This window comes from Proteus terrae subsp. cibarius, from assembly GCF_011045835.1.
Lineage (GTDB): Bacteria > Pseudomonadota > Gammaproteobacteria > Enterobacterales > Enterobacteriaceae > Proteus > Proteus cibarius.
This window is the reverse complement of record NZ_CP047349.1, coordinates 1,999,597-2,020,311: the sequence shown is the minus strand read 5'-3', so window position 1 is coordinate 2,020,311 and position 20,715 is coordinate 1,999,597. Positions and strand designations below refer to the sequence as shown.

The following is a 20,715-nucleotide window of genomic DNA, read 5'->3' as shown; positions in this document are numbered from 1 at the left end:
GTGCTGTTAAAAAAATTTGGCGTTATTATAGAGCAAATCCCTGTTTTATTAAATCATCAGGGATTAATCGCACAAAAGAAGAGGAGAGCTTTACCCTCTGAATATTAAAATTACTTAATTTATCAATATAATGATTACGCTTTAAAGCTATGCAAGCGGTTTATTGCTTTCTCATAACCATCACGCATTAAAATGTCTGTGCATGAAAGTGCTTCATCAATAGCGTCATCAATTAGTTTCTGTTCACTCATTGGTGGTTTACCTAATACAAAACCAACAACTTTATTTTTATCACCAGGGTGACCAATGCCAATGCGTAAACGATAGAAGTTAGGATTATTAGCAAACTTACTTTGAATATCTTTTAAACCGTTATGACCGCCATTGCCACCACCTAACTTCATTTTGACAACACCGGGTGGTAAATCGAGTTCATCGTGTGCAACTAAAATTTCATCAAGCTCGATACGATAGAAATTTGCCATCGCCTGTACTGCTTTACCACTTAAGTTCATAAAAGTTGTAGGCACTAATAATCGAACATCATTACCATTCAAATTAATGCGTGCGGTATAACCAAAGAATTTGCTCTCTTCTTTTAGAGATTGTTGATGACGTTGAGCCAATAAATCAACATACCAAGCACCCGCATTATGGCGAGTCTGGGCATAATCTGCACCGGGGTTTGCTAACCCGACGATAAGTTTAATTTTACTCACAATAGCCTTTCACTGTTATCGTCTTAAAAGAAAGGCCATAGTTTACCTGTCTAAGCTCAGAAGCACAAAATAGATTACATAGAATATTTTTGGGAATGATAAGTGGAGGGAACCTCCCTTTTTTGATTTAACAAAAAGAGCGAAAATGACAAAATCGGCGTTATTTTCTTCTTTTGAAAGAAAAAAACACATTTTTTGTTAAGAATTGTCAATAAATTTCGGAGCGTTGTGATCCCTTCGACAATAACTTCTTAGTATTTATGGCTATAATAACTGCAAAGAACAAAAGGTTATTCGATGTATTTTGTTGTTGAATCGTCTGACGACGCGCTTGGAGGTGCAACATGAAATATAAACATGCATTTGCAGTTGGTAATTTATGTATGGCTACGGGGATGATTGTTATGCTCGGTAGTCTGGGTTATACGCTTCTTACTCATATTTTCCCATTAGGACTCCCTGAATTTTTATCAGATATATCTTTAATGGGGATCTTTATTGGTGCTTTGATTTGGTTAGCAGGCGCCCGTATTGGTGGTAGAGAAACAATAGCAGAAAGATATTGGTGGTTACGTAATCATGATGAACGTTATCGTCGTCATGACAATCACCGTTATCCATAATGTTGTTATCACAAATAAATATCAGACTAAATAAAAATAACAATGAAGTTAATAACTGATATTAAGTGAATAACAGTTATCATTATGCGTAGTAATACATACTTATAGACCCGTTTAATGATAACGGGTTTTTTGTTGTCTAAAATTATTATTCGAGAAAAAACAACAAAAAACCCGCTATAACAAAGGCTATAGCGGGTTTAGTTATCTCAAATTGCAATGAATGTTATAACAAATTAATGTTCAAACATCGCAGAGATTGACTCTTCATTGCTAATGCGACGAATTGCTTCAGCCAGCATGCCAGAAAGGGTCAATGAGCGGACTTTATTTAATGCTTTGATTTCTGCTGACAATGGAATTGTATCGCAGACAACCACTTCATCAATAACAGAGCTTTTGATGTTCTCAACAGCATTACCAGAGAAGATTGGGTGAGTCGCGTAAGCAAATACACGTTTAGCACCACGTTCTTTCAGCGCTTCAGCTGCTTTACACAATGTACCGCCTGTGTCGATCATATCGTCAACAAGGATACAGTCGCGGTTAGCAACATCACCAATAATATGCATAACTTGAGAAACGTTAGCACGAGGGCGGCGTTTATCAATGATAGCCATATCAGTGTCATTCAGAAGCTTAGCGATAGCGCGAGCGCGAACAACACCGCCAATATCTGGAGAAACAACAATAGGGTTGTCCAAATCTTTTTGAAGCATATCTTCTAAAAGAATCGGGCTGCCGAAGACATTGTCAACCGGTACATCAAAGAACCCTTGGATTTGTTCTGCGTGTAAGTCACAGGTTAAAACACGGTCTACGCCTACACTAGATAAGAAATCCGCAACAACTTTTGCCGTAATAGGAACACGGGCTGAACGAACACGGCGATCCTGACGGGCATAACCGAAGTAAGGAATAACAGCAGTGATACGACCAGCGGAAGCTCGACGTAATGCGTCAACCATTACCACTAATTCCATTAAGTTATCATTAGTAGGTGCACAGGTTGATTGAATGATAAATACATCACCACCACGTACGTTTTCGTTGATTTGCACACTGACTTCACCGTCGCTAAAACGACCTACAGCCGCGTCTCCTAGGCTAGTGTAGAGTCGGTTGGCAACACGTTGAGCCAGTTCCGGGGTTGCGTTACCAGCAAAAAGCTTCATATCGGGCACGAGAAAAACCTCAGGCTTGCGTCCAGAGAGAGATATTGTTGACCAGTAAAGAACGTGTTTATGAACATAAGGTTTGTAAACATCATCTTACGGGTGCAATAACACAGGTATCCTTGAGCGGAATAAATGCAGAGGAGAAATGTTGGCGCCTTGCGCTACAAATCCATGCACCCACTCAGGGGCGTTAACTAACACTTCACTAGCGGCAACTTGTGAGTCGAACTCACCGAACACACAGGCACCTGTCCCAGTTAAGCGTGACGGTGCATATTCTAACAGCCACGAAAGCAGATATTCAACCTCACGAAAACGTTTTCTTGCGATCATTTCACAGTCATTTTCGAACGGAGCCTTTAATAATGCGCCAAGAGAGCGAATAGGAGAATTACGTTTTAATTCTGGATCTGTGAAGATTGTCGGTGTTGGAATGGAAATTCCGGGGTGTGCGACCAAATACCATTGTTCTTTTGGTTCTGCAGGGGTCAAAATTTCACCAACGCCTTCGGCAAATGCAGCATGACCTTTTACAAAAACAGGAACATCCGCACCTAAACTTACACCTAATTCGGCTAAGGTTTCGTCACTTAATCCGGCCTGCCAATGGTAATTAAGTGCAATTAATGTCGTTGCTGCGTTAGAAGAACCTCCACCTAAGCCACCTCCCATAGGAAGTTTTTTATCAATACTGATATCTGCACCGTGATACTGCAAAGGAATATTATGTTGCTGACAATAATCACGAAGCAATTTAGCGGCTTTAATAATTAAATTATCTTTATCTTCTACGCCATCAATCGGCGTCAAGATAGTTAACTGGGTATCATCACGAGGTGTAATAGTGAGTGTGTCGCCATAATCTAAAAATTGAAATAACGTTTGTAAATTATGATAACCATCAGGGCGTTTCCCCGTGATGTAGAGAAAAAGATTTAATTTGGCAGGAGAAGGCCAACTTAGTGTCATTGCTGTATATCCCAGTTATCCATTTTTAATTTGATAGTGCGTTCACCTTGTTTTAATTCAAGGCGTTGTGGCAGGTTGGGGGTGGTACTTGAATCATAAGCTTGGTAAGTTACAATCCAATCGCCTTCAGGGGCAGGCAAGGTGACAGATTTTAGTAAGTGATTAGCATCTAACGCGAAATCAGTTGCATCACCCGGTAAACCGATGAGCCAAGCACGAAGATTTTTCAGTGGAATAACCATACCTGTGAGCTGGTAAATCATCTCAGTAGGGTTATTACTATAATATTTTTTACCATTATTATCGGTAACTTCAATTACTCCAGGCATGACATTTAAATCGAGTTCTGTTGTGCCTAAAGGATTGGTAAGCAATAAGCGATAACGCTCATCGGCTCTGTCTTGCCAATAGAATCGAGCATAGGTTTTGTTTGTATCTTCGATATAAGCAAAAGCGCCTCGGGTTTCATATTGTGAAATTTTCTTTAATGCTTGTTGGCGAGCTTGCCATTGCATATCGTTATCAGATGCCGAGCCTTGAGTTTTTATCTGATTTAGATTACAGGCACTCAGCAACAACGCTGTTAGCGGGATAAGGCGCAGCAATTGTTTGGTTGAAAAAAAGCGTGAACGCATAGCTGAGACATTCCTTTAATTCGTTATTAGTTGAAAAAAAGAGTATCATAAACCTTATGATATAACGATATTTCGTTAAATTGTGTATAGAAATCTCCTATCACTCAAGTAAGCTCTTTTATTGAATCTGTTCATCAAGTAGAATGGCGGAAATGAAGAGTCCATACTAAATGCGCTGTTTTAGGTTTACACTAAGTCAAGTCGCGAGGCGGTATTTATTCATAACTCGATATAGTTGATATGACGTTATTAGCATTAGGTATTAATCATAAAACAGCCCCCGTTGCTTTACGTGAGAAAGTCTCTTTTTCTCCCGATACCATGGGTGATGCCTTAAATAACCTCTTACAGCAACCCGCTGTCAGAGGTGGTGTCGTGCTGTCTACTTGTAACCGTACTGAGCTCTATCTTAGTATGGAAGATAAAGAAAATAGCCATGAACAGCTTATTCGCTGGTTATGTCAATATCACCAAATAGAGCCAAATGAACTGAAAAGCAGTGTTTATTGGCATCAAGATAATCAAGCTGTCAGTCATTTAATGCGAGTGGCAAGCGGTTTAGATTCTCTCGTATTAGGTGAACCTCAAATTTTAGGGCAAGTTAAAAAAGCCTTTGCTGATTCTCAAAATTATCACTCGCTCTCTTCAGAGCTGGAACGCCTGTTTCAGAAATCTTTTTCAGTTGCGAAAAGAGTGAGAACAGAGACTCAAATTGGTGCTAACGCAGTTTCTGTTGCTTTTGCAGCTTGTACATTAGCGCGTCAAATCTTTGAATCGTTATCTTCTTTGACTATTTTATTAGTGGGAGCCGGTGAGACAATAGAATTAGTGGCTCGCCATCTTCGTGAACATCAAGTCAAAAAAATCATTATTGCTAATCGAACAAAAGAACGTGCTCAGCGTTTAGCAAATGAAGTTGATGCTGAAGTCATTACATTATCAGATATTGATGAATGTCTTGCACAGGCTGATATTGTCATTAGTTCTACAGCAAGTCCATTACCGATTATTGGTAAGGGAATGGTTGAAAGAGCGCTTAAAAAGCGCCGTAATCAACCAATGTTGCTGGTGGATATCGCGGTTCCTCGTGATATTGAACAAGATGTCGAAAAGCTTAATAACGTTTATCTTTATAGCGTTGATGATTTAGAAGCGATTATTCAACATAACCGTGAACAACGCCAAGCTGCTGCGATTCAAGCAGAACACATTGTCCAGCAAGAAAGTGGGCAATTCATGGATTGGCTACGAGCACAAGGTGCTGTGGGTGCAATTCGAGAATATCGAGACAGCGCTGAAATGTTACGTGCAGAAATGACAGAAAAAGCCATCACATTGATACAAAACGGAGCGGATGCAGAAAAAGTCATCCAACAGCTCTCTCATCAATTGATGAATCGTCTTATTCACACACCAACAAAATCTCTTCAACAGGCTGCCAGTGATGGTGATATTGAACGCCTGAATCTATTACGTGAAAGTTTGGGTATTACCCATAATTAACTTTGTCTAACAGGATCTTAATCTACGAATGAAGCCTTCTATTGTCGCTAAGTTGGAAGCTCTACAAGAGCGTTATGAAGAAATTCAGGCACTTCTGTCAGAAGCTGATGTTATTGCCTCTCAGGAGCGTTTTCGTGCGCTTTCAAAAGAATACTCTCAATTAACTGACGTCACGGCTTGTTTTAGCCAATGGCGAAAAGTGCAAGACGATATCGAAGCAGCAGAAATGATGCTTGATGATCCTGAAATGAAAGAGATGGCACAAGAAGAGCTGAAAGAAGCACAAGCATTAAATGATGATTTAGAACAACAGTTACAAGTGCTGTTACTGCCTAAAGATCCTGATGATGAATTTAACTGTTTCCTTGAAATTCGTGCGGGAACAGGGGGAGATGAAGCGGCATTATTTGCTGGTGATTTATTCCGTATGTATAGCCGTTATGCAGAGTCACGTCGTTGGCGTATTGAAGTCATGAATGCTAACGAAGGTGAGCATGGTGGCTACAAAGAAGTTATTGCAAAAGTGGTTGGTGATGGCGCTTATGGTGTATTGAAATTCGAATCAGGTGGTCACCGTGTTCAACGTGTTCCTGAAACGGAATCTCAAGGTCGTATTCATACTTCTGCTTGTACGGTTGCTGTATTAGCTGAAGTACCAGAAGCTGAATTACCTGAAATCAGCCCAAGCGACTTGCGTATTGATACATTCCGTTCTTCAGGGGCAGGTGGTCAGCACGTTAATACCACCGATTCTGCTATCCGTATTACGCATATTCCAACAGGAATTGTGGTGGAATGTCAGGATGAGCGTTCGCAGCACAAAAACAAAGCCAAAGCGATGTCTGTATTAGGTGCACGTATTCGTGCGGCTGAAATGCAAAAACGCCAAGAAGCGGAAGCTTCTGAACGTCGTAACTTGTTGGGTTCTGGTGACCGTTCTGACCGAATTAGAACATACAACTTCCCACAAGGTCGTGTAACTGATCACCGTATCAATCTCACGTTTTATCGCTTAGATGAAGTGATGGAAGGAAAGTTAGAACCATTAATTCAGCCTATCGTAACTGAGTACCAAGCGGATCAGCTTTCTGCACTTTCTGAGTCGAATTAATGAATTATGAACAATGGCTGCGTGAAGCAGCCTTGCAATTAATTGAAAGTGACAGCCCTAAACGTGATGCTGAAATTCTACTTGGGTACGTGACACAACGTACCCGCACTTATTTAATTGCCTTTAATGAAACGGTACTTTCGCCAGACGAATTAGCACAATTATCGCAATTGCTGACTCGGCGTATTAAAGGTGAACCTATTGCTTATTTAGTCGGTGAAAGAGAGTTTTGGTCACTGCCTTTAAAAGTCTCACCTGCAACATTAATTCCTCGTCCAGATACAGAATGCCTTGTTGAAAAAGCATTAGAAAAACTGCCTTCAGAGCCGACCCATATTCTTGATTTAGGTACAGGAACAGGCGCTATTGCGTTAGCAATGGCATCAGAACGTCCAGATTGCCATATTATTGGTGTGGATTTTCAAACTGAAGCTGTGGCATTAGCGCGAGAGAATGCGACCAACTTAGCATTAAACAACACAGAATTTATGGAAAGTTGCTGGTTTAGTTCACTCTCTGGGCATCAATTTGATATGATAATTAGTAATCCTCCTTACATAGATGAAAATGATGAGCATATTCATCAGGGGGATGTTCGTTTTGAACCTTTAACCGCATTAGTTGCTGGCAAAAATGGTTTTGCTGATATCGAGATTATCATTGAAACTGCTCGTCAGTTTTTAACTGATAATGGTTGGGTGTTACTGGAACATGGCTGGCAACAAGGCGAAGGCGTACGCAATATTTTTATTGATAAGGGTTACTGCTGTGTGGAAACTTTCCGTGATTATGGCGGTAATGAGCGAGTGACAGTAGGTCGTTGGAATTATGATAGAAACCATAGCTGATTACGAATTTAATAAAGCCCCTTTAGTTAAGGGCATGATCCTTATCTCTCAGGCTATTCGACCTGATTTTCCAACCACTTCTGTTGGTTATCAACTAGCGCAGTTAGTTGAACAGGCGGAAGCTGAAATTCCGCAACAAGGAAATACTAAAGAACAGATAGAAGCACTACTAAAACTGTTTTATAAGCAGTGGCACTTTAGTGGAGCAAGTGGCAAATACTGTCTTTCTGATACGTTATGGTTAGATAAAGTATTAGCGACACATGTAGGCTCTCCTGTTTCACTGGGTTCGATTCTTATTTATATCGCACAAGCGTTAAATTTACCGTTAGTGCCGGTTATTTTTCCTACACAACTTATCATCAGAATAGATATTCCTAATGAACAACCGCTATTTTTAAATCCAATAAATGGTGAATATCTATCGCAACATACCTTAGAAGTTTGGTTGAAAGGGAATGTAGGCGGTGCCTCTGTATTATTAGAGGCAGATTTAGAAGAATCAGAATACAGTTCTATTATTCGTAAACTTTTGGATACATTAAAAGTTTCTTTAATGGAAGAAAAGAATATGGAGCAAGCATTAAAAGCGAGTGAAACGGTGTTAATGTTTGATCCTGAAGATCCCTACGAAATACGTGATCGTGGCCTTATTTTTGCTCAGTTAGAGTGCAACCATGTGGCGATTTCTGATTTAAACTATTTTATTGAGCAATGCCCTGAAGATCCTATTTCAGAGATGATCAAAATCCAAATTCATTCGATAGAACAAAATCCTATTGTTCTACATTAAAATTTAAGAAACGTACTTAATTAACACAGTACATTACAAACAGTATAGGGATAAATATGCAACATAAAGTGGTGAATATTGGTGATATCAAGGTAGCAAACGACCTGCCATTTGTGCTTTTTGGTGGCATGAATGTATTAGAATCGCGCGATTTAGCCATGCGTATTTGTGAGCATTACGTCACTGTAACTCAAAAACTGAATATTCCTTATGTATTCAAAGCTTCTTTTGATAAAGCAAACCGTTCTTCAATCCACTCTTACCGTGGTCCAGGCTTAGAAGAAGGAATGAAAATTTTCCAAGAGTTAAAAGAAACTTTTGGCGTTAAAATTATTACTGATGTTCATGAAGCAGCACAGGCTCAACCAGTATCAGAAGTGGTTGATGTTATTCAGTTACCTGCATTTTTAGCGCGTCAAACTGATCTTGTTGAAGCGATGGCAAAAACCGGTGCAGTGATCAACGTAAAAAAACCTCAGTTTGTAAGCCCTGGTCAAATGGGAAATATCGTCGATAAGTTTAAAGAAGGCGGTAACGACCAAGTTATTCTATGCGATCGCGGTAGTAACTTTGGTTATGATAACTTAGTTGTTGATATGTTAGGCTTCCATGTCATGATGCAGGCCTCTCAAGGTGCACCCGTTATTTTTGATGTAACCCACTCATTACAGTGTCGTGACCCATTTGGTGCAGCATCCGGTGGACGCCGTGCGCAAGTTACAGAATTAGCACGAGCAGGGATGGCTGTTGGTCTTGCTGGATTATTCCTTGAAGCTCACCCAGATCCAGATAATGCGCGTTGTGATGGTCCATCAGCGTTACCACTAGCAAAATTAGAGCCTTTCTTAGCGCAAATTAAAGCCATTGATGACTTAGTCAAAAGTTTCCCAGAGTTAGATACTAGCAAATAAAAGTGTTATGCAACTGCATACGGTTGTGAATATGTTCGGCGCTGATCTTCAGCGCCGTTATCACGAAAAAATTCATAAAATCACCCTTCATGGCGGTTTCAGCTGCCCTAATCGAGATGGTACATTGGGGCGGGGAGGCTGTACTTTCTGTAATGTTTCCTCTTTTGCTGATGAGCAAACACAATATCATTCGATAGAAGAACAAATTGCATTACAAGCCCAAAATATTAACCGTGCGCATCGTTATCTTGCCTATTTTCAAGCCTATACCAGCACTTATGCCGAAGTAGAATATCTACGTACGTTATATGAAACCGCATTATTACAAGCGGATATAGTTGGATTATGTGTCGGAACTCGGCCAGATTGTGTCCCTGTTAGCGTATTGGATTTATTGCAAGGTTATCGCGATAAAGGCTATGAAGTATGGTTAGAACTTGGTTTACAAACGGCTCATGATAAAACATTGAAGCACATTAATCGTGGGCATGATTTTCAATGTTATCAAGCGACCACTCGCGAAGCTCGTCGGCGTGGTTTAAAAGTGTGTACGCACCTAATTGTCGGGCTGCCACGAGAAGATCATTTGCTTAATATGCAAACATTAGAGCGTGTGGTAGAGACAGGTACTGATGGGCTTAAATTGCACCCATTGCATATTGTTGAAGGTAGCACGATAGCTAAAGCATGGAAAGTAGGGCGAATTAATGCATTGACGCAAGAGCAGTATGTTTATACTGCGGGTGAGATGATCCGCCATACTCCTCCTGAAATTATTTATCACCGAGTGTGTGCTAGCGCTAGAAAACCCACCTTATTAGCTCCTGATTGGTGTGAAAATCACTGGTTGGGAATGAATGCACTTTATCAAGATTTATTAAAAAAGGGAGTGCAAGGAAGCGGGATTGATAATGCGTTTATTCCTAATTAAGTGAATTATTTTTTATATTAAGAATAAGCGTTGAAATTAATAATTTCTTAAATTAAATATTATAATTTTTCATAATTAAAAACGCCTTTAATCTTTATTTAATATTGATTAAAGGCGTTAATTTTTTATCTGAAAATATAAACCACTACTGAATTAATTCCAAATCATCCAGTGCTTTTTGTAATGAAGGATAAAAATTCAGAGTACCTTCAATTGGTGTGACTCTTGCTCTTGCCAACGTTTTTAAAGGCTGGAAAGGAATATCACAAACAATCACATGGGTATCATTTTTAACATCGGTGACAAAATGCTGGAATGCATGTAATCCACCTGCATCTAACACAGGAACTGCATCCCATTGCATAATAACGGTTTTATAACCTTTACTACGATCACGCAACTCATTAAAGATACGCTCAGCGGCGGCAAAGAATAATGGGCCATTAACACGTACCACTAATAATTGTTTATCATCATCAGTATAAGGAGATTCAGTTATTTTGGTCATATTGGCAATACGACGCATAAATAACAGTGAAGCCAACACAATACCGATAGTAATAGCAATAACCATATCAAAGAGAACGGTGAGCGATAAACATAAGACTAAGACAATAATATCGTCTTTAGGAGCGTGTCGAATAAGATCAATAACTTTACGCGCTTCACTCATATTCCATGCAACAATTAACAGTAATGCGGACATTGCGGCTAAAGGTAAATAAGAAAGAAAAGGAGCTAATACAAGTAAAGTTAGCAACACCAATAATGAGTGAACAATAGCAGAAACAGGTGATGTTGCACCTGCACGTACGTTAGCAGCAGAACGTGCAATTGCCGCTGTTGCTGTAATACCACCGAAGAAAGGCGCAACAATATTACCAACACCTTGCCCGACTAACTCACCATTAGAGTGATGTTTTTTGCCTGTCATACCATCAAGCACAACTGCACATAATAATGATTCGATAGCACCTAACATTGCCATTGAAAAGGCTGCAGGTAATAAAGCAGAAACAGTACTCCAATTTAATTCAAGTGATGTACCTGAACTTGGTAAATTCCAAGGTAAAACAAACTGAGGCAAAATAGGTGGAATACCTTGCCCAGTTGTTCCATCAGGAAGCATATAACTAAATTGCGAGCCAATTGTTGCAACCTCATGGCCGAACATATTCACAATTCCCATTACTGCTGTACCTGCGATTAAAGCGGGTAAGTGCCCGGGTAAGCGTAAATTCAGCTTAGGCCAATAAATTAAAACAAACAGTGTTGTCAGACCAATAAGTGTATCACCAAGATGAATAGTCGGTAATGCAGAGCCTAGAGCAATCACTTTATCGATATAGGTTTCTGGTACATGCGCTAATTCAAGACCAAAAAAATCTTTTACTTGCATTGTGGCAATAGTGATAGCAATCCCCGAAGTAAATCCAAGTGTTACAGAAACAGGAATATACTCAATAAGCTTACCAAAGCGAGCTAATCCCATAACCACTAAGATAACGCCAGACATGAGCGTAGCAATCAATAGGCCACTCAAACCAAACTGTTGTGATACAGGATAAAGGATCACAACAAAAGCGGCAGTAGGCCCTGATACACTGTATCGAGAGCCACCAGAAACAGCAATGACTATACCGGCAATAGCTGCGGTATAAAGACCGTATTGCGGAGGAACACCGCTACCAATTGCCAAAGCCATGGCTAAAGGTATCGCGATAATTCCGACGGTGATCCCTGCAATAATATCTTTTAATAAACGCGCAAAAGAGTAAGGCTCTTTTACACATGCATCAATAAATGCACTAAAGGGGCGAACCCGGTTAACTTTATGAGTTTTCATTTAGGATTAAACCAAAATAAGAAGTCAGATGCCGAATAACGGCGATAAGGAAAAGAGAGGATATCGCTTTTATTCGCTGATAATAATGTGATATATCAAATTATTAATGCATATCTTAAAGCTTAGTAAAAATAAAATCAATTAAACTAATAAGTTAACCTAAATAGATAACGCAATGTATCTTATTGTATTTATTCTGTTGCTTGCTTGAAAATAAAGTTTAAATTTATTTTAAAATTATAAAAAGCGTTTTATTTTAGAATAAATGTCGTTCAGAGATAGGGTAATAAAAATCTTTTTACGTTATAAAAATCGGATAGAGTTAAATAACAACTACATAAGTTGTTTTAACTCATTAAAATTAATAATCAAAGCTTATTAAGCGATGAGAAATTATTAAATAAAACGATTAAGCAAAAAATAAAATAAAAATGTGTTGTATAATAATATCATCAAAAAATGAAGAATTGATGGATATAAACAAATCAGTGAAGAGAAAACGAGACTAAGAAGGTGGAAACTTCGGACAAAAAAATAGAGCCTAGTTAAAAAACTAGGCTCTATCTTAGAATATGGCGGTGAGAGAGGGATTCGAACCCTCGATACGTTGCCGTATACACACTTTCCAGGCGTGCTCCTTCAGCCTCTCGGACATCTCACCATATTTTTGTTGGACATATACTTAATATCTCTCAACGGGGCGCTACTATAGGGAAAAGGTTTATAAGCGTCAACAGCTAAATGCATTTTTCCTTTAACTTTTGTATCAAGTAGTCAAATAAAAAACAATATGTGCAAATGCTAGACAAATTATGTAGCAAACCAGTAGATAATAGGTTGGTGTATAAAAAAAGAATTGAGATTTTCGTTAGCTAGTTAACATTCTCAACATTTTTATTAACAACTTATTCAAAGAGACTTGAAATCGGAACATAACCCTCGCACCCTATGATAAAAATGCTGGAGGAAGGCAAAATGAATATTATTTATTATCATCCTTTTTTTGATGCAGAAACATGGATCAATGGTATGAAGGCGCGTTTACCGAATGCCAATATACGCATTTGGGAACCAGGCGATCATCAACCTGCAGATTACGCTATGGTTTGGCTTCCTCCCTATGAAATGTTAGCCAGTCGCAATCATCTTAAAGGTATTTTTGCCTTAGGTGCCGGGGTCGATGCTATTTTAAAACAAGAACAACAAAAGCCGGGTACATTACCAACAGGTGTTCCTGTTATGCGTTTAGAAGACACCGGAATGGGGCTTCAAATGCAAGAATATGCGATTGCTAAAGTGATGTATTACTTTCGTCGAATGGATGATTATAAACGCCAACAATCACAACGATTATGGAAACAACTTCCTGCGCATTCTTATGATGATTTTGTTATTGGTGTTTTAGGGGCTGGTGCTTTAGGTGGGAGTGTTGCGATTAAACTTGCTGAACTTGGTTTCAAAGTTCGTTGCTGGAGCCGCAGTGTAAAGCAAATCAAAAATGTTGAAAGTTTTTATGGTAAAGAGCAACTTAGTGATTTTCTCAAAGAGTGTAATTTGTTGATTAATTTATTGCCTTATACGCCAGAAACTCATGGTATTTTGAATTTTTCTCTTTTTGAACAGCTGAAACCTTCTTCTTATTTAATTAATCTTGCTCGCGGTGCGCATTTAGTTGATCAAGATTTATTAGAAGCGATCGATCAAGGGCATATTGCTGATGCCACTTTGGATGTTTTTGCTCAAGAGCCTTTAGCGGGGATGCACCCATTTTGGACACATCCTCGAGTTTCTATTACGCCACATATTGCAGCTTTCACCATTCCTAATATTGCAATGGATACGATTGTTGAAAATATCCAACGCATTGAAAAGGGAGAAGCCCCTTTTGGTGTCGTTGATATGAAAAGTGGTTATTAATTTTATTCCATTTATATTTTAATTTTAGGAAAAAGGCGATAAATTTTAGTTTATTGCCTTTTTTTTATTCCTGACTTTCAAAAAACAACATTTTTTCTGTTTTTTGCATAATGTAATAAATATTTGTCCATAAATAGATATCTCTTGCAGTTTATCTTATTGATTATTACCTCAAACTTTAATTGTTGAGGTGAAAAATGACTAATAAAATAATTGTTGCTAGCCTGGTTCCTTCAGGTGTCTATGGTGATGAAAAAGAAAATAAAAACTCTAAAGTAAATTCTTTAAATAACGGTAATAATGAGTTTAGAAAAAATAATGGAATAAAGTTTTTTAACTCAATGAATAAAAATAATTATATTTATCTGGGCTCAACAAATAATACTGTTTTTAATAATATGGGGGTTACATTAGAAGAGGATGGTTCATTATTGTTAATTAGAGGAGAGCCGAAAGATTTATTTACGGGCATGATTCAAAAGTATTTTAATAAGGGGTTTAAGTATGACGGTTTTCATATAAAAGAAAAAGATAGTAAGTTAATAAAATTCAAAGGAATTTATGTCGATTCAAATGGAGATTTAATTGGAATTAAACGAACTGATGATAATGTTAATGGAAATGAAAAAGGGGATAATGAATTATATAAAATAAAGTTTGATAAAATTGAATATAACTATAATTTTAATAAGAATATATTAGGTGATGATTCAGAGTGTATTCATATTGAATATAAGGAATACATACCAAAGTATACTGAAGAACATGACTTATCTGTTGTGAATAATATGGTATGGAAACAAGGGGAAAATATATTAAAATTTAATAGGAAAAATTTGGACTTTACAGTGAGGTTAGAAAATGGCGAAATACTTGTTTCTAATTTACCAGCAATTCTAGCGGAAGATGAAGTGGATGCAAGGAGTAAAGAATATAAACTTAATATAGAACTAAATAATAATGAAAAAATAGAATCAATTAAACCTATAAGAAATAAAATTCAAGTAAATATAAGTGAAGGAGAGAAAACAAGAATGCATTATGTAGATACTTCCTTAATATCTTCAGTTGAGGATTATCTATATAAAAATAGAAAAGTAGGAAATAAGCCACCATTATCATTCTATTCATTAGTAGGAGAAAATAATTATAATAAATATCATTCAGGACAACCATTTTCTTCTCAAAGCCCTAGTTATTTTAGTAGCCGTCATATTCCATTTTTTTCATCTGCAATTGATAATATGAGAATACGGATAGATAAAGCTAAACAGCAACGAGCACTAAAAGAATATAAAACAATGGTATCAGATATTGCTAAAAGTGTTGACCCGGGGTTTAGGAGTTTTCTTTCTAATATAAAAGAACTCACAAATACGTCAACATCACCATGTAGTAATAAATATAAAGCCTTACATAATGCTAAAGTAAATAAAGAAAGATATTTTAAATCATTAAACAAACATCTTGAAAGCATTAATAATAGAAAAACTCAAGGAGAAACTTTTTATTCTATAATTAAAGATCTAAAAGAAAAAAACAGTATTACTATTACACATGCTAATGATGCTCGTGCTTTCTTTGGTATAAATGCGTTTAGTTTTGCTCCTAAAATTAAAGCTAATGCCTTTTTGTTAGCAAGTTATTCAAAAACACATTCAATAATACTTTCAAAAAATGAAAATAACCGGGTTAAATTTTCATTTATTAATAAAAAAGAAGCAAATTTATCTACTGGATTATCTGCGGGTATTGGTGGTTATGATAAAAGATGGCAAAAAAATAGTACAGATTATGGTGTTACTACGCCATTAATGGCAAGTGCGTATCTTAGCTTGAATTATGAAAGGAAATCTAATTTTTCATTCGAAATTGGATTGGATGATGTTGTAGATTTTATTGATAAAGATCTTAATTTTAATTTAAGTACACTGGAAAATAATACGACATTGAATGATAATAAAAATATATCGTTTGGATTACTTGCTGATGCTAGAAGTGAATTTAGTTTTGATGTGAATCTAGAACTCAATAATGGTACGGAAGTCACCATACCAAGAAATGCAGTAGGAATAAATATGATCGCATCATTGTTAAAATTAAATATTAATATTAATAAGTTTCTTGATTATGGACAAATAAAAGTAGATGAAGTAGATACATTAATTGAATTAAAGTCACTTGAGATATTTCTTGATATTTATAGAGATTTGAGGTTTTTGCCATCAAGAACACGCTCTACTCATGAGGTAACGTGGTTTCCACTTGCTACAATGAAAAACTTTGAATTTATGATCCAAAAGAAAATTAATAATTTATTGAATGTAAATGTTTTTGATAGTAAAAAGATAAAAAATAAAGAAGAATTTGAAGAAGATAAAAAAGATTTAAAAGGAATATATAAACGTATCTTAAAAATAGATAAATTATTTGATGAGCATCCTATTACTATTGATGTCAATAAAAATATAAATAAACTTGATAGCATTTATCTAAAAATGTTATCCAATAAAAAAAGGGTGGATAAAATAATTAAAGATCCTTTTGTTGAGAATAGTGAACCTGATTATTTAAATAGTTTAAATAATAAAGAGCGTAAATTACAACAATTTTTATTGAATTTAAAACAAAAAAAAGAAATCTTATCTTCACAAGAGAAAAAGAACATGAATGAAAGCTTTAAAGCTTATTCTGTTTTTAAGTATAAACTAAATAAAAGAAGTGAAGAGATTTATAAAAATACTAGAGGTAAATTTGATGATATGATGAATAATATAAAAAAGAATAAAGATTTTTCATTAAAAAATATTAAAAATGAGTTAGATAACTTATTTAATGATTGTGATAAAGAACTAAATAGAATGGAATATAAATTAGATAGTATAGATATAATGTCTGTTAGTGAAATCTTGGATAAAGTTAAATCAATACCATTAGTTTTATTAAAGTTAGAACATAAAGAAGGAATTATTCATCATCAAATAAAAGGTGAAATAAAAATAAATTATGATACTGATGATAAGACATTGGATAACATATCAACAGTCTATTATTTTTAGTTAAATATTCATTTGTCTTATATGTTTAATTAATAATAGTGATTCTACCTTATAGTGCTATGTTTTTAAAAAGTTTTTTGTGAATCACAATAGTACAATATGTTATAAGTACTGTAAATTTATGATTTAATAGAACTTACCTCTGATAAAATGATGTTATCGAGAGGATAAGCGTATTAAATTGTGATTTTGCTTGGCTTAGTGATATAAAGTTATTTCCCATGTTAATAAGACAATATACTTAATGAATATAGCAGAACTTCTTGAGCAAATAGCAGAGAAAGGATGGTGTGTATGGAATGATTTCCTCACACCAGAAGCTGTTCGACAACTACGCACTTGTTTTGGTGGCAATGCACAACAAGCTCGTATTGGTCGTCATGAAAATCGTCAAGCAGAAACAACAATACGTAGCGATAAAATAAGTTGGCTAGAGCCAGAAATGGGTGAACCAGTACAACATTATTTAATGCAAATGGAGTCTATTCAACGTGCTGTTAATCGAGAATTTTATTTAGGACTTTTTGAATACGAAGCACATTTTGCGTGTTATGAGAAAGGCGCATTTTATAAAAAACATCTTGATGCTTTTAAAGAAAATGTGACTCGACGTTTAACCACTGTGTTATATCTTAATGAGGATTGGACAACCGAAGATGGTGGCGAATTAGTTATTTATGATTTAAAGGATAACGAACTTGCGACAATCACACCAAAAGGAGGGCGTTTAGTTGTTTTCCTTTCGGAACAATTCCCTCATGAAGTACTCCCTACTAATAAAGAGCGAGTGAGTATTGCAGGATGGTTTCGTGTGAATGGTGTAAGAGATAATTTTCTCGATATAGCCAGTTAAAAAATGCAATAAAATGCTGTTGTCATAAAGTCGTTTTTAATACTTTATTATAAAACTGCTTTAGAAGATAAGTAGCATGGGATTAGGCGCGTTTCTTATATTAAGTAAAAGACTTAATAATAAGAGCGCGCTTTTTCTGTTTTAAGCGATTAAAGATAGTAATATTAACAATAGAAGAGAAATGACGAAAAAAGTTGATTTTCTTGCCGTTAAAAGCACAATAACGCGAAACTTTTTAGGATGAAAATATAATGAATGAATTTTCAATAGTTTGCCGACTTTTAGGCACATTATTTCAGCGTGCCCCTAAGGATCCTATTTTATCGCCAATTATTACAATGATTGGTGAAGGAAAACTTAGTCAGTTATGGCCATTAGAGCAAGATGAGCTCTTTAATACATTAAAAAGCAGTGTCAAAGATTTGGCTGTTGTTGAAGCAGATTATCAATCCCTTTTTGGTAGCGAAGCGCCAGCTGTGTCTGTTTATGCCCATGATTATGAAAAGATCAAAGAAGACGATATTCGTCAATTTTTAGTCACAAGAGGTATGCCTGTTACTGACAATGCAACAGACAGCTTTGGTGCTTTATTACTTGCTGCTTCATGGCTTGAAGATAATTCAGCGGAAGATGAAGTATTAGCTCAAATACAATTATTTGATGAATATCTGCTACCTTGGGCTGGCGTATTTTTAGGTAAGGTAGAAGCTCATGCAACAAGTGGCTTTTATCGTACACTAGCAGGTATTGCCCGTGGTGCGTTATCAGCATTACGTGAAGAACTCTCTGATGATGAAGAGAGTGATGAGACAGAAAATATGCAAGCAGAGTAATATAACTATTTCTTTGCAAAAGTATTTTATTATTCATAAAAAAGGCAAACCATTAGGTTTGCCTTTCTCATTAATGACGATAAATATTTTTAATCAACTCGCGTAACTATTAGAGTTGGATCACGAATTTACCCGGTTTAACTTCAATTCCTTTAGCTAACTTAAACGCGGCAGCCTCAGCACTATTTTTTTCTGGATTAAGAACATAAACAGGATGAGTATCAAAGTAAGTTGCGATAGTTGTATCTAAATAAGGCTTTAGTGCCACAACTACAGCATCCATTTTTTCTGGAGAGACTTTGTAGTTATCAATAGTCATCGATTTTATGTATATCGCTCCTTTATCAGCTTGATAAAAAGGCTGGCCTGATAATGTTAGCTCAACTTTAGCGCTTGTTTTACCTAAGAATGAGTTAATTTTTAGATCAGTTGTACCAGAAAGGCGAATTTTACCCGGCTCAGTACGACCAATTTGAATAGAAAGATTACTTAATTTAATATCAGCAGATACAACCTCATCTTCACCAATATGTTTCTGAAGATTTATCTTTTGACTGATATAGTCATTGATGAGATTTTCACTCACATCAAATTGCTTGAGCTGTTCACACCCTGTGATTAAGCTTGTTAAAACTAATATACTGGTTAGAAAAATTGCTTTCATAAACGCTCCTTGATCATTGATAACTAAGAGTTTACCTGATCTCTAGGGAGTAAGCATGGCTGTTTCTATTTTTTTACGATTAAATTGGCGATGTAACGCATAAAGTGTTATTAAACCTACAGTTCCTAGTAAGAACCAAGGTAGTTCAGGCATATCAAGTTGATTACCTAAATCATACATCCATCCGCCACCTGTATATCCAATAGCGCCACCAAATGCCAAACCTAAGCGACTAAAACCCATATAACTACCACGAGCGCGAGGATCTGCAAGTGATGCACTTAAGGTTTCGCGTGCAGGCTCTGCTGTAATGGTACCAAGATAAAATAGACCAATAATCAGGAATATACTTTGTAATGAATGGATCATACCAACAGGGAACATGCTGATGCTCATTAAAAATAAGCCAGCCATTAAACGCTGTTCTAATTTGAAACGTTTTTCACTCCAGCGAGCAATAGGATAAAGCAATGTTAAAGAAAGTAGAGCTTCAATGGCATACATCCATTTTACTGCGGTTGGTGTACCAGCAATATCATTGACGATAATAGGAAACATCAACATAACTTGAACAGATAATACAAAATAACCAGTTAGTGTTAAGACATAACTGACAAAGCGCTTATCAAGGCAAACTCGTTTTAACCCTTCTTTTATTGGAGTTCGAGTCGTCGATATACGGTAAGCAGGTAATAACCAAGCATTGAATAAGGCGGCGATAACAAAAACACCAGCGCCAACCCAGCAGACTAAATGAAAATCATACTGTAATAACCAGCTACCAATGAGTGCGCCAATAACGGCACCAGCGCTATCTTGCATTAACAATAAAGAGTAAAAACGGCCACGTTCATAAGGGCGGGTTAATTTTATAACTAGTGCTGTGCGAGGCGGATCAAATAAAGTTCCGCCTAATGCAGATAAAATGCAAGATAACCAAAGTATCCAAGGTTGATCCGCCATTGCCATTAAAGCAAAACCTAAAGCTCGTAATAACATGCCTGTTATTATCATTGGTTTTGCACCAAAACGGTCTGCAATAGCGCCACCAAAAATGCCAAGGCCTTGTTGTACTAATTGTCTAAGCCCTAACGCAAAGCCGACAATAACACCTGCCCAACCTAATTGTTCGACGAAACGAATAGAAATAAGCGGAAAAACGACGAAAAAACCTAAGACAACTAACATATTGTCAACTAGGAGGAAGTATTTACCCAAAGTACGGGCTTGTGTTACCAGCGCCATTACTCACCATCAATAAGCAAATAATTTAAATAAGATAAGGGGGGAATGAAATAATTTATTTCTTCGACTATTCTGTC

The 20,715-nt window shown here is 36.5% G+C and carries 18 protein-coding genes and 1 tRNA gene; 11 read left to right on the top strand and 8 right to left on the bottom strand.

The annotated features are described in order from the left end of the window. Window positions 1-134 precede the first annotated feature (134 nt). The gene (gene pth, locus GTH25_RS09435; RefSeq protein WP_036912918.1) at window positions 135-719 is read right to left on the bottom strand and encodes an aminoacyl-tRNA hydrolase; all 585 of its coding nucleotides are present in this window, start codon (window positions 717-719) and stop codon (window positions 135-137) included. A gap of 344 nt (window positions 720-1,063) precedes the next feature. On the opposite strand from pth, the gene ychH reads away from it, so the two are divergent. Continuing rightward, window positions 1,064-1,342 carry a stress-induced protein YchH gene (gene ychH / locus GTH25_RS09430; protein ID WP_075671005.1) on the top strand — a complete coding sequence of 93 codons (279 nt, stop codon included), beginning with the start codon at window positions 1,064-1,066 and terminating at the stop codon, window positions 1,340-1,342. A 236-nt stretch (window positions 1,343-1,578) separates the two neighbouring features. Here ychH and prs read toward each other — a convergent pair whose 3' ends face one another. The 3 genes from prs to lolB all read right to left on the bottom strand — a co-directional run bounded on the left by prs (window position 1,579) and on the right by lolB (window position 4,124). After that, window positions 1,579-2,526: a ribose-phosphate diphosphokinase gene (gene prs, locus GTH25_RS09425; RefSeq protein WP_036912921.1), complete on the bottom strand. Its 948-nt coding sequence runs from the start codon at window positions 2,524-2,526 to the stop codon at window positions 1,579-1,581. A gap of 87 nt (window positions 2,527-2,613) precedes the next feature. Beyond that, window positions 2,614-3,489: a 4-(cytidine 5'-diphospho)-2-C-methyl-D-erythritol kinase gene (ispE, locus tag GTH25_RS09420; RefSeq protein ID WP_109419814.1), complete on the bottom strand. Its 876-nt coding sequence runs from the start codon at window positions 3,487-3,489 to the stop codon at window positions 2,614-2,616. Beyond that, complete coding sequence (lolB, locus tag GTH25_RS09415) at window positions 3,486-4,124, bottom strand: lipoprotein insertase outer membrane protein LolB (protein WP_075671009.1); 639 nt, start codon at window positions 4,122-4,124, stop codon at window positions 3,486-3,488. The genes ispE and lolB overlap by 4 nt, the downstream gene beginning before the upstream one ends. Window positions 4,125-4,364: 240 nt before the next feature. Between lolB and hemA the strand changes: the two genes are divergently transcribed. From hemA to GTH25_RS09385, 6 genes are read left to right on the top strand one after another with little or no spacing between them, the layout of a single operon-like run. Continuing rightward, on the top strand, window positions 4,365-5,627 hold the full coding sequence (gene hemA / locus GTH25_RS09410) for a glutamyl-tRNA reductase (protein WP_075671011.1): 1,263 nt from the start codon (window positions 4,365-4,367) through the stop codon (window positions 5,625-5,627). A 28-nt stretch (window positions 5,628-5,655) separates the two neighbouring features. Further along, the gene (prfA, locus tag GTH25_RS09405; protein WP_075671013.1) at window positions 5,656-6,738 is read left to right on the top strand and encodes a peptide chain release factor 1; all 1,083 of its coding nucleotides are present in this window, start codon (window positions 5,656-5,658) and stop codon (window positions 6,736-6,738) included. Further along, window positions 6,738-7,586, top strand: coding sequence for a peptide chain release factor N(5)-glutamine methyltransferase (prmC, locus tag GTH25_RS09400; protein WP_075671015.1), 849 nt, complete (start codon window positions 6,738-6,740; stop codon window positions 7,584-7,586). The genes prfA and prmC overlap by 1 nt, the downstream gene beginning before the upstream one ends. Then, a complete protein-coding gene (gene sirB1 / locus GTH25_RS09395) occupies window positions 7,570-8,379 on the top strand; it encodes an invasion regulator SirB1 (protein ID WP_075671142.1) in 810 nt (269 codons plus the stop codon). Before prmC ends, sirB1 begins: the two co-directional genes overlap by 17 nt. 56 nt (window positions 8,380-8,435) lie before the next feature. Next, complete coding sequence (gene kdsA / locus GTH25_RS09390) at window positions 8,436-9,290, top strand: 3-deoxy-8-phosphooctulonate synthase (RefSeq protein ID WP_075671017.1); 855 nt, start codon at window positions 8,436-8,438, stop codon at window positions 9,288-9,290. Between the two features lie 7 nt (window positions 9,291-9,297). Further along, window positions 9,298-10,221, top strand: a complete 924-nt coding sequence (locus GTH25_RS09385) for a tRNA modification radical SAM protein MnmL/YtqA (protein WP_164530516.1) — start codon at window positions 9,298-9,300, stop codon at window positions 10,219-10,221. Window positions 10,222-10,366: 145 nt separating this feature from the next. On the opposite strand, the gene dauA is transcribed toward GTH25_RS09385, so the two are convergent. Next, window positions 10,367-12,067 (bottom strand): C4-dicarboxylic acid transporter DauA, encoded by a 1,701-nt coding sequence (gene dauA / locus GTH25_RS09380; RefSeq protein ID WP_098942637.1) that lies wholly within the window; start codon window positions 12,065-12,067, stop codon window positions 10,367-10,369. 573 nt (window positions 12,068-12,640) lie between these two features. Beyond that, window positions 12,641-12,728, bottom strand: a tRNA-Ser gene (locus GTH25_RS09375). Window positions 12,729-13,042: 314 nt separating this feature from the next. Here GTH25_RS09375 and ghrA point away from each other — a divergent pair. From ghrA to GTH25_RS09355, 4 genes are all read left to right on the top strand, one after another. Next, window positions 13,043-13,984, top strand: a complete 942-nt coding sequence (ghrA, locus tag GTH25_RS09370) for a glyoxylate/hydroxypyruvate reductase GhrA (RefSeq protein ID WP_156733483.1) — start codon at window positions 13,043-13,045, stop codon at window positions 13,982-13,984. A gap of 197 nt (window positions 13,985-14,181) precedes the next feature. After that, on the top strand, window positions 14,182-17,043 hold the full coding sequence (locus GTH25_RS09365; protein WP_164530515.1) for a hypothetical protein: 2,862 nt from the start codon (window positions 14,182-14,184) through the stop codon (window positions 17,041-17,043). A gap of 244 nt (window positions 17,044-17,287) precedes the next feature. Further along, a complete protein-coding gene (locus GTH25_RS09360; RefSeq protein WP_075671027.1) occupies window positions 17,288-17,896 on the top strand; it encodes a 2OG-Fe(II) oxygenase in 609 nt (202 codons plus the stop codon). 251 nt (window positions 17,897-18,147) lie between these two features. Continuing rightward, window positions 18,148-18,729 carry a TorD/DmsD family molecular chaperone gene (locus GTH25_RS09355; RefSeq protein ID WP_075671029.1) on the top strand — a complete coding sequence of 194 codons (582 nt, stop codon included), beginning with the start codon at window positions 18,148-18,150 and terminating at the stop codon, window positions 18,727-18,729. Window positions 18,730-18,838: 109 nt separating this feature from the next. Here GTH25_RS09355 and GTH25_RS09350 read toward each other — a convergent pair whose 3' ends face one another. Then, window positions 18,839-19,393, bottom strand: coding sequence for a lipoprotein (locus GTH25_RS09350; protein ID WP_075671031.1), 555 nt, complete (start codon window positions 19,391-19,393; stop codon window positions 18,839-18,841). A 42-nt stretch (window positions 19,394-19,435) separates the two neighbouring features. Further along, entirely contained in the window at window positions 19,436-20,638 is a 1,203-nt protein-coding gene (mdtH, locus tag GTH25_RS09345; protein WP_156733479.1) for a multidrug efflux MFS transporter MdtH, read from the bottom strand. Window positions 20,639-20,715 lie beyond the last annotated feature (77 nt).

Coding starts and splice junctions, on each gene's coding strand:
- hemA (WP_075671011.1), top strand. CDS start 4,365: ATGACGTTATTAGCATTAGGTATTAATCATAAAACAGCCCCCGTTGCT.
- mdtH (WP_156733479.1), bottom strand. CDS start 20,638: ATGGCGCTGGTAACACAAGCCCGTACTTTGGGTAAATACTTCCTCCTA.
- GTH25_RS09350 (WP_075671031.1), bottom strand. CDS start 19,393: ATGAAAGCAATTTTTCTAACCAGTATATTAGTTTTAACAAGCTTAATC.
- GTH25_RS09385 (WP_164530516.1), top strand. CDS start 9,298: ATGCAACTGCATACGGTTGTGAATATGTTCGGCGCTGATCTTCAGCGC.
- GTH25_RS09360 (WP_075671027.1), top strand. CDS start 17,288: ATGAATATAGCAGAACTTCTTGAGCAAATAGCAGAGAAAGGATGGTGT.
- dauA (WP_098942637.1), bottom strand. CDS start 12,067: ATGAAAACTCATAAAGTTAACCGGGTTCGCCCCTTTAGTGCATTTATT.
- kdsA (WP_075671017.1), top strand. CDS start 8,436: ATGCAACATAAAGTGGTGAATATTGGTGATATCAAGGTAGCAAACGAC.
- GTH25_RS09355 (WP_075671029.1), top strand. CDS start 18,148: ATGAATGAATTTTCAATAGTTTGCCGACTTTTAGGCACATTATTTCAG.
- prmC (WP_075671015.1), top strand. CDS start 6,738: ATGAATTATGAACAATGGCTGCGTGAAGCAGCCTTGCAATTAATTGAA.
- lolB (WP_075671009.1), bottom strand. CDS start 4,124: ATGCGTTCACGCTTTTTTTCAACCAAACAATTGCTGCGCCTTATCCCG.
- ispE (WP_109419814.1), bottom strand. CDS start 3,489: ATGACACTAAGTTGGCCTTCTCCTGCCAAATTAAATCTTTTTCTCTAC.
- prfA (WP_075671013.1), top strand. CDS start 5,656: ATGAAGCCTTCTATTGTCGCTAAGTTGGAAGCTCTACAAGAGCGTTAT.
- GTH25_RS09365 (WP_164530515.1), top strand. CDS start 14,182: ATGACTAATAAAATAATTGTTGCTAGCCTGGTTCCTTCAGGTGTCTAT.
- ychH (WP_075671005.1), top strand. CDS start 1,064: ATGAAATATAAACATGCATTTGCAGTTGGTAATTTATGTATGGCTACG.
- ghrA (WP_156733483.1), top strand. CDS start 13,043: ATGAATATTATTTATTATCATCCTTTTTTTGATGCAGAAACATGGATC.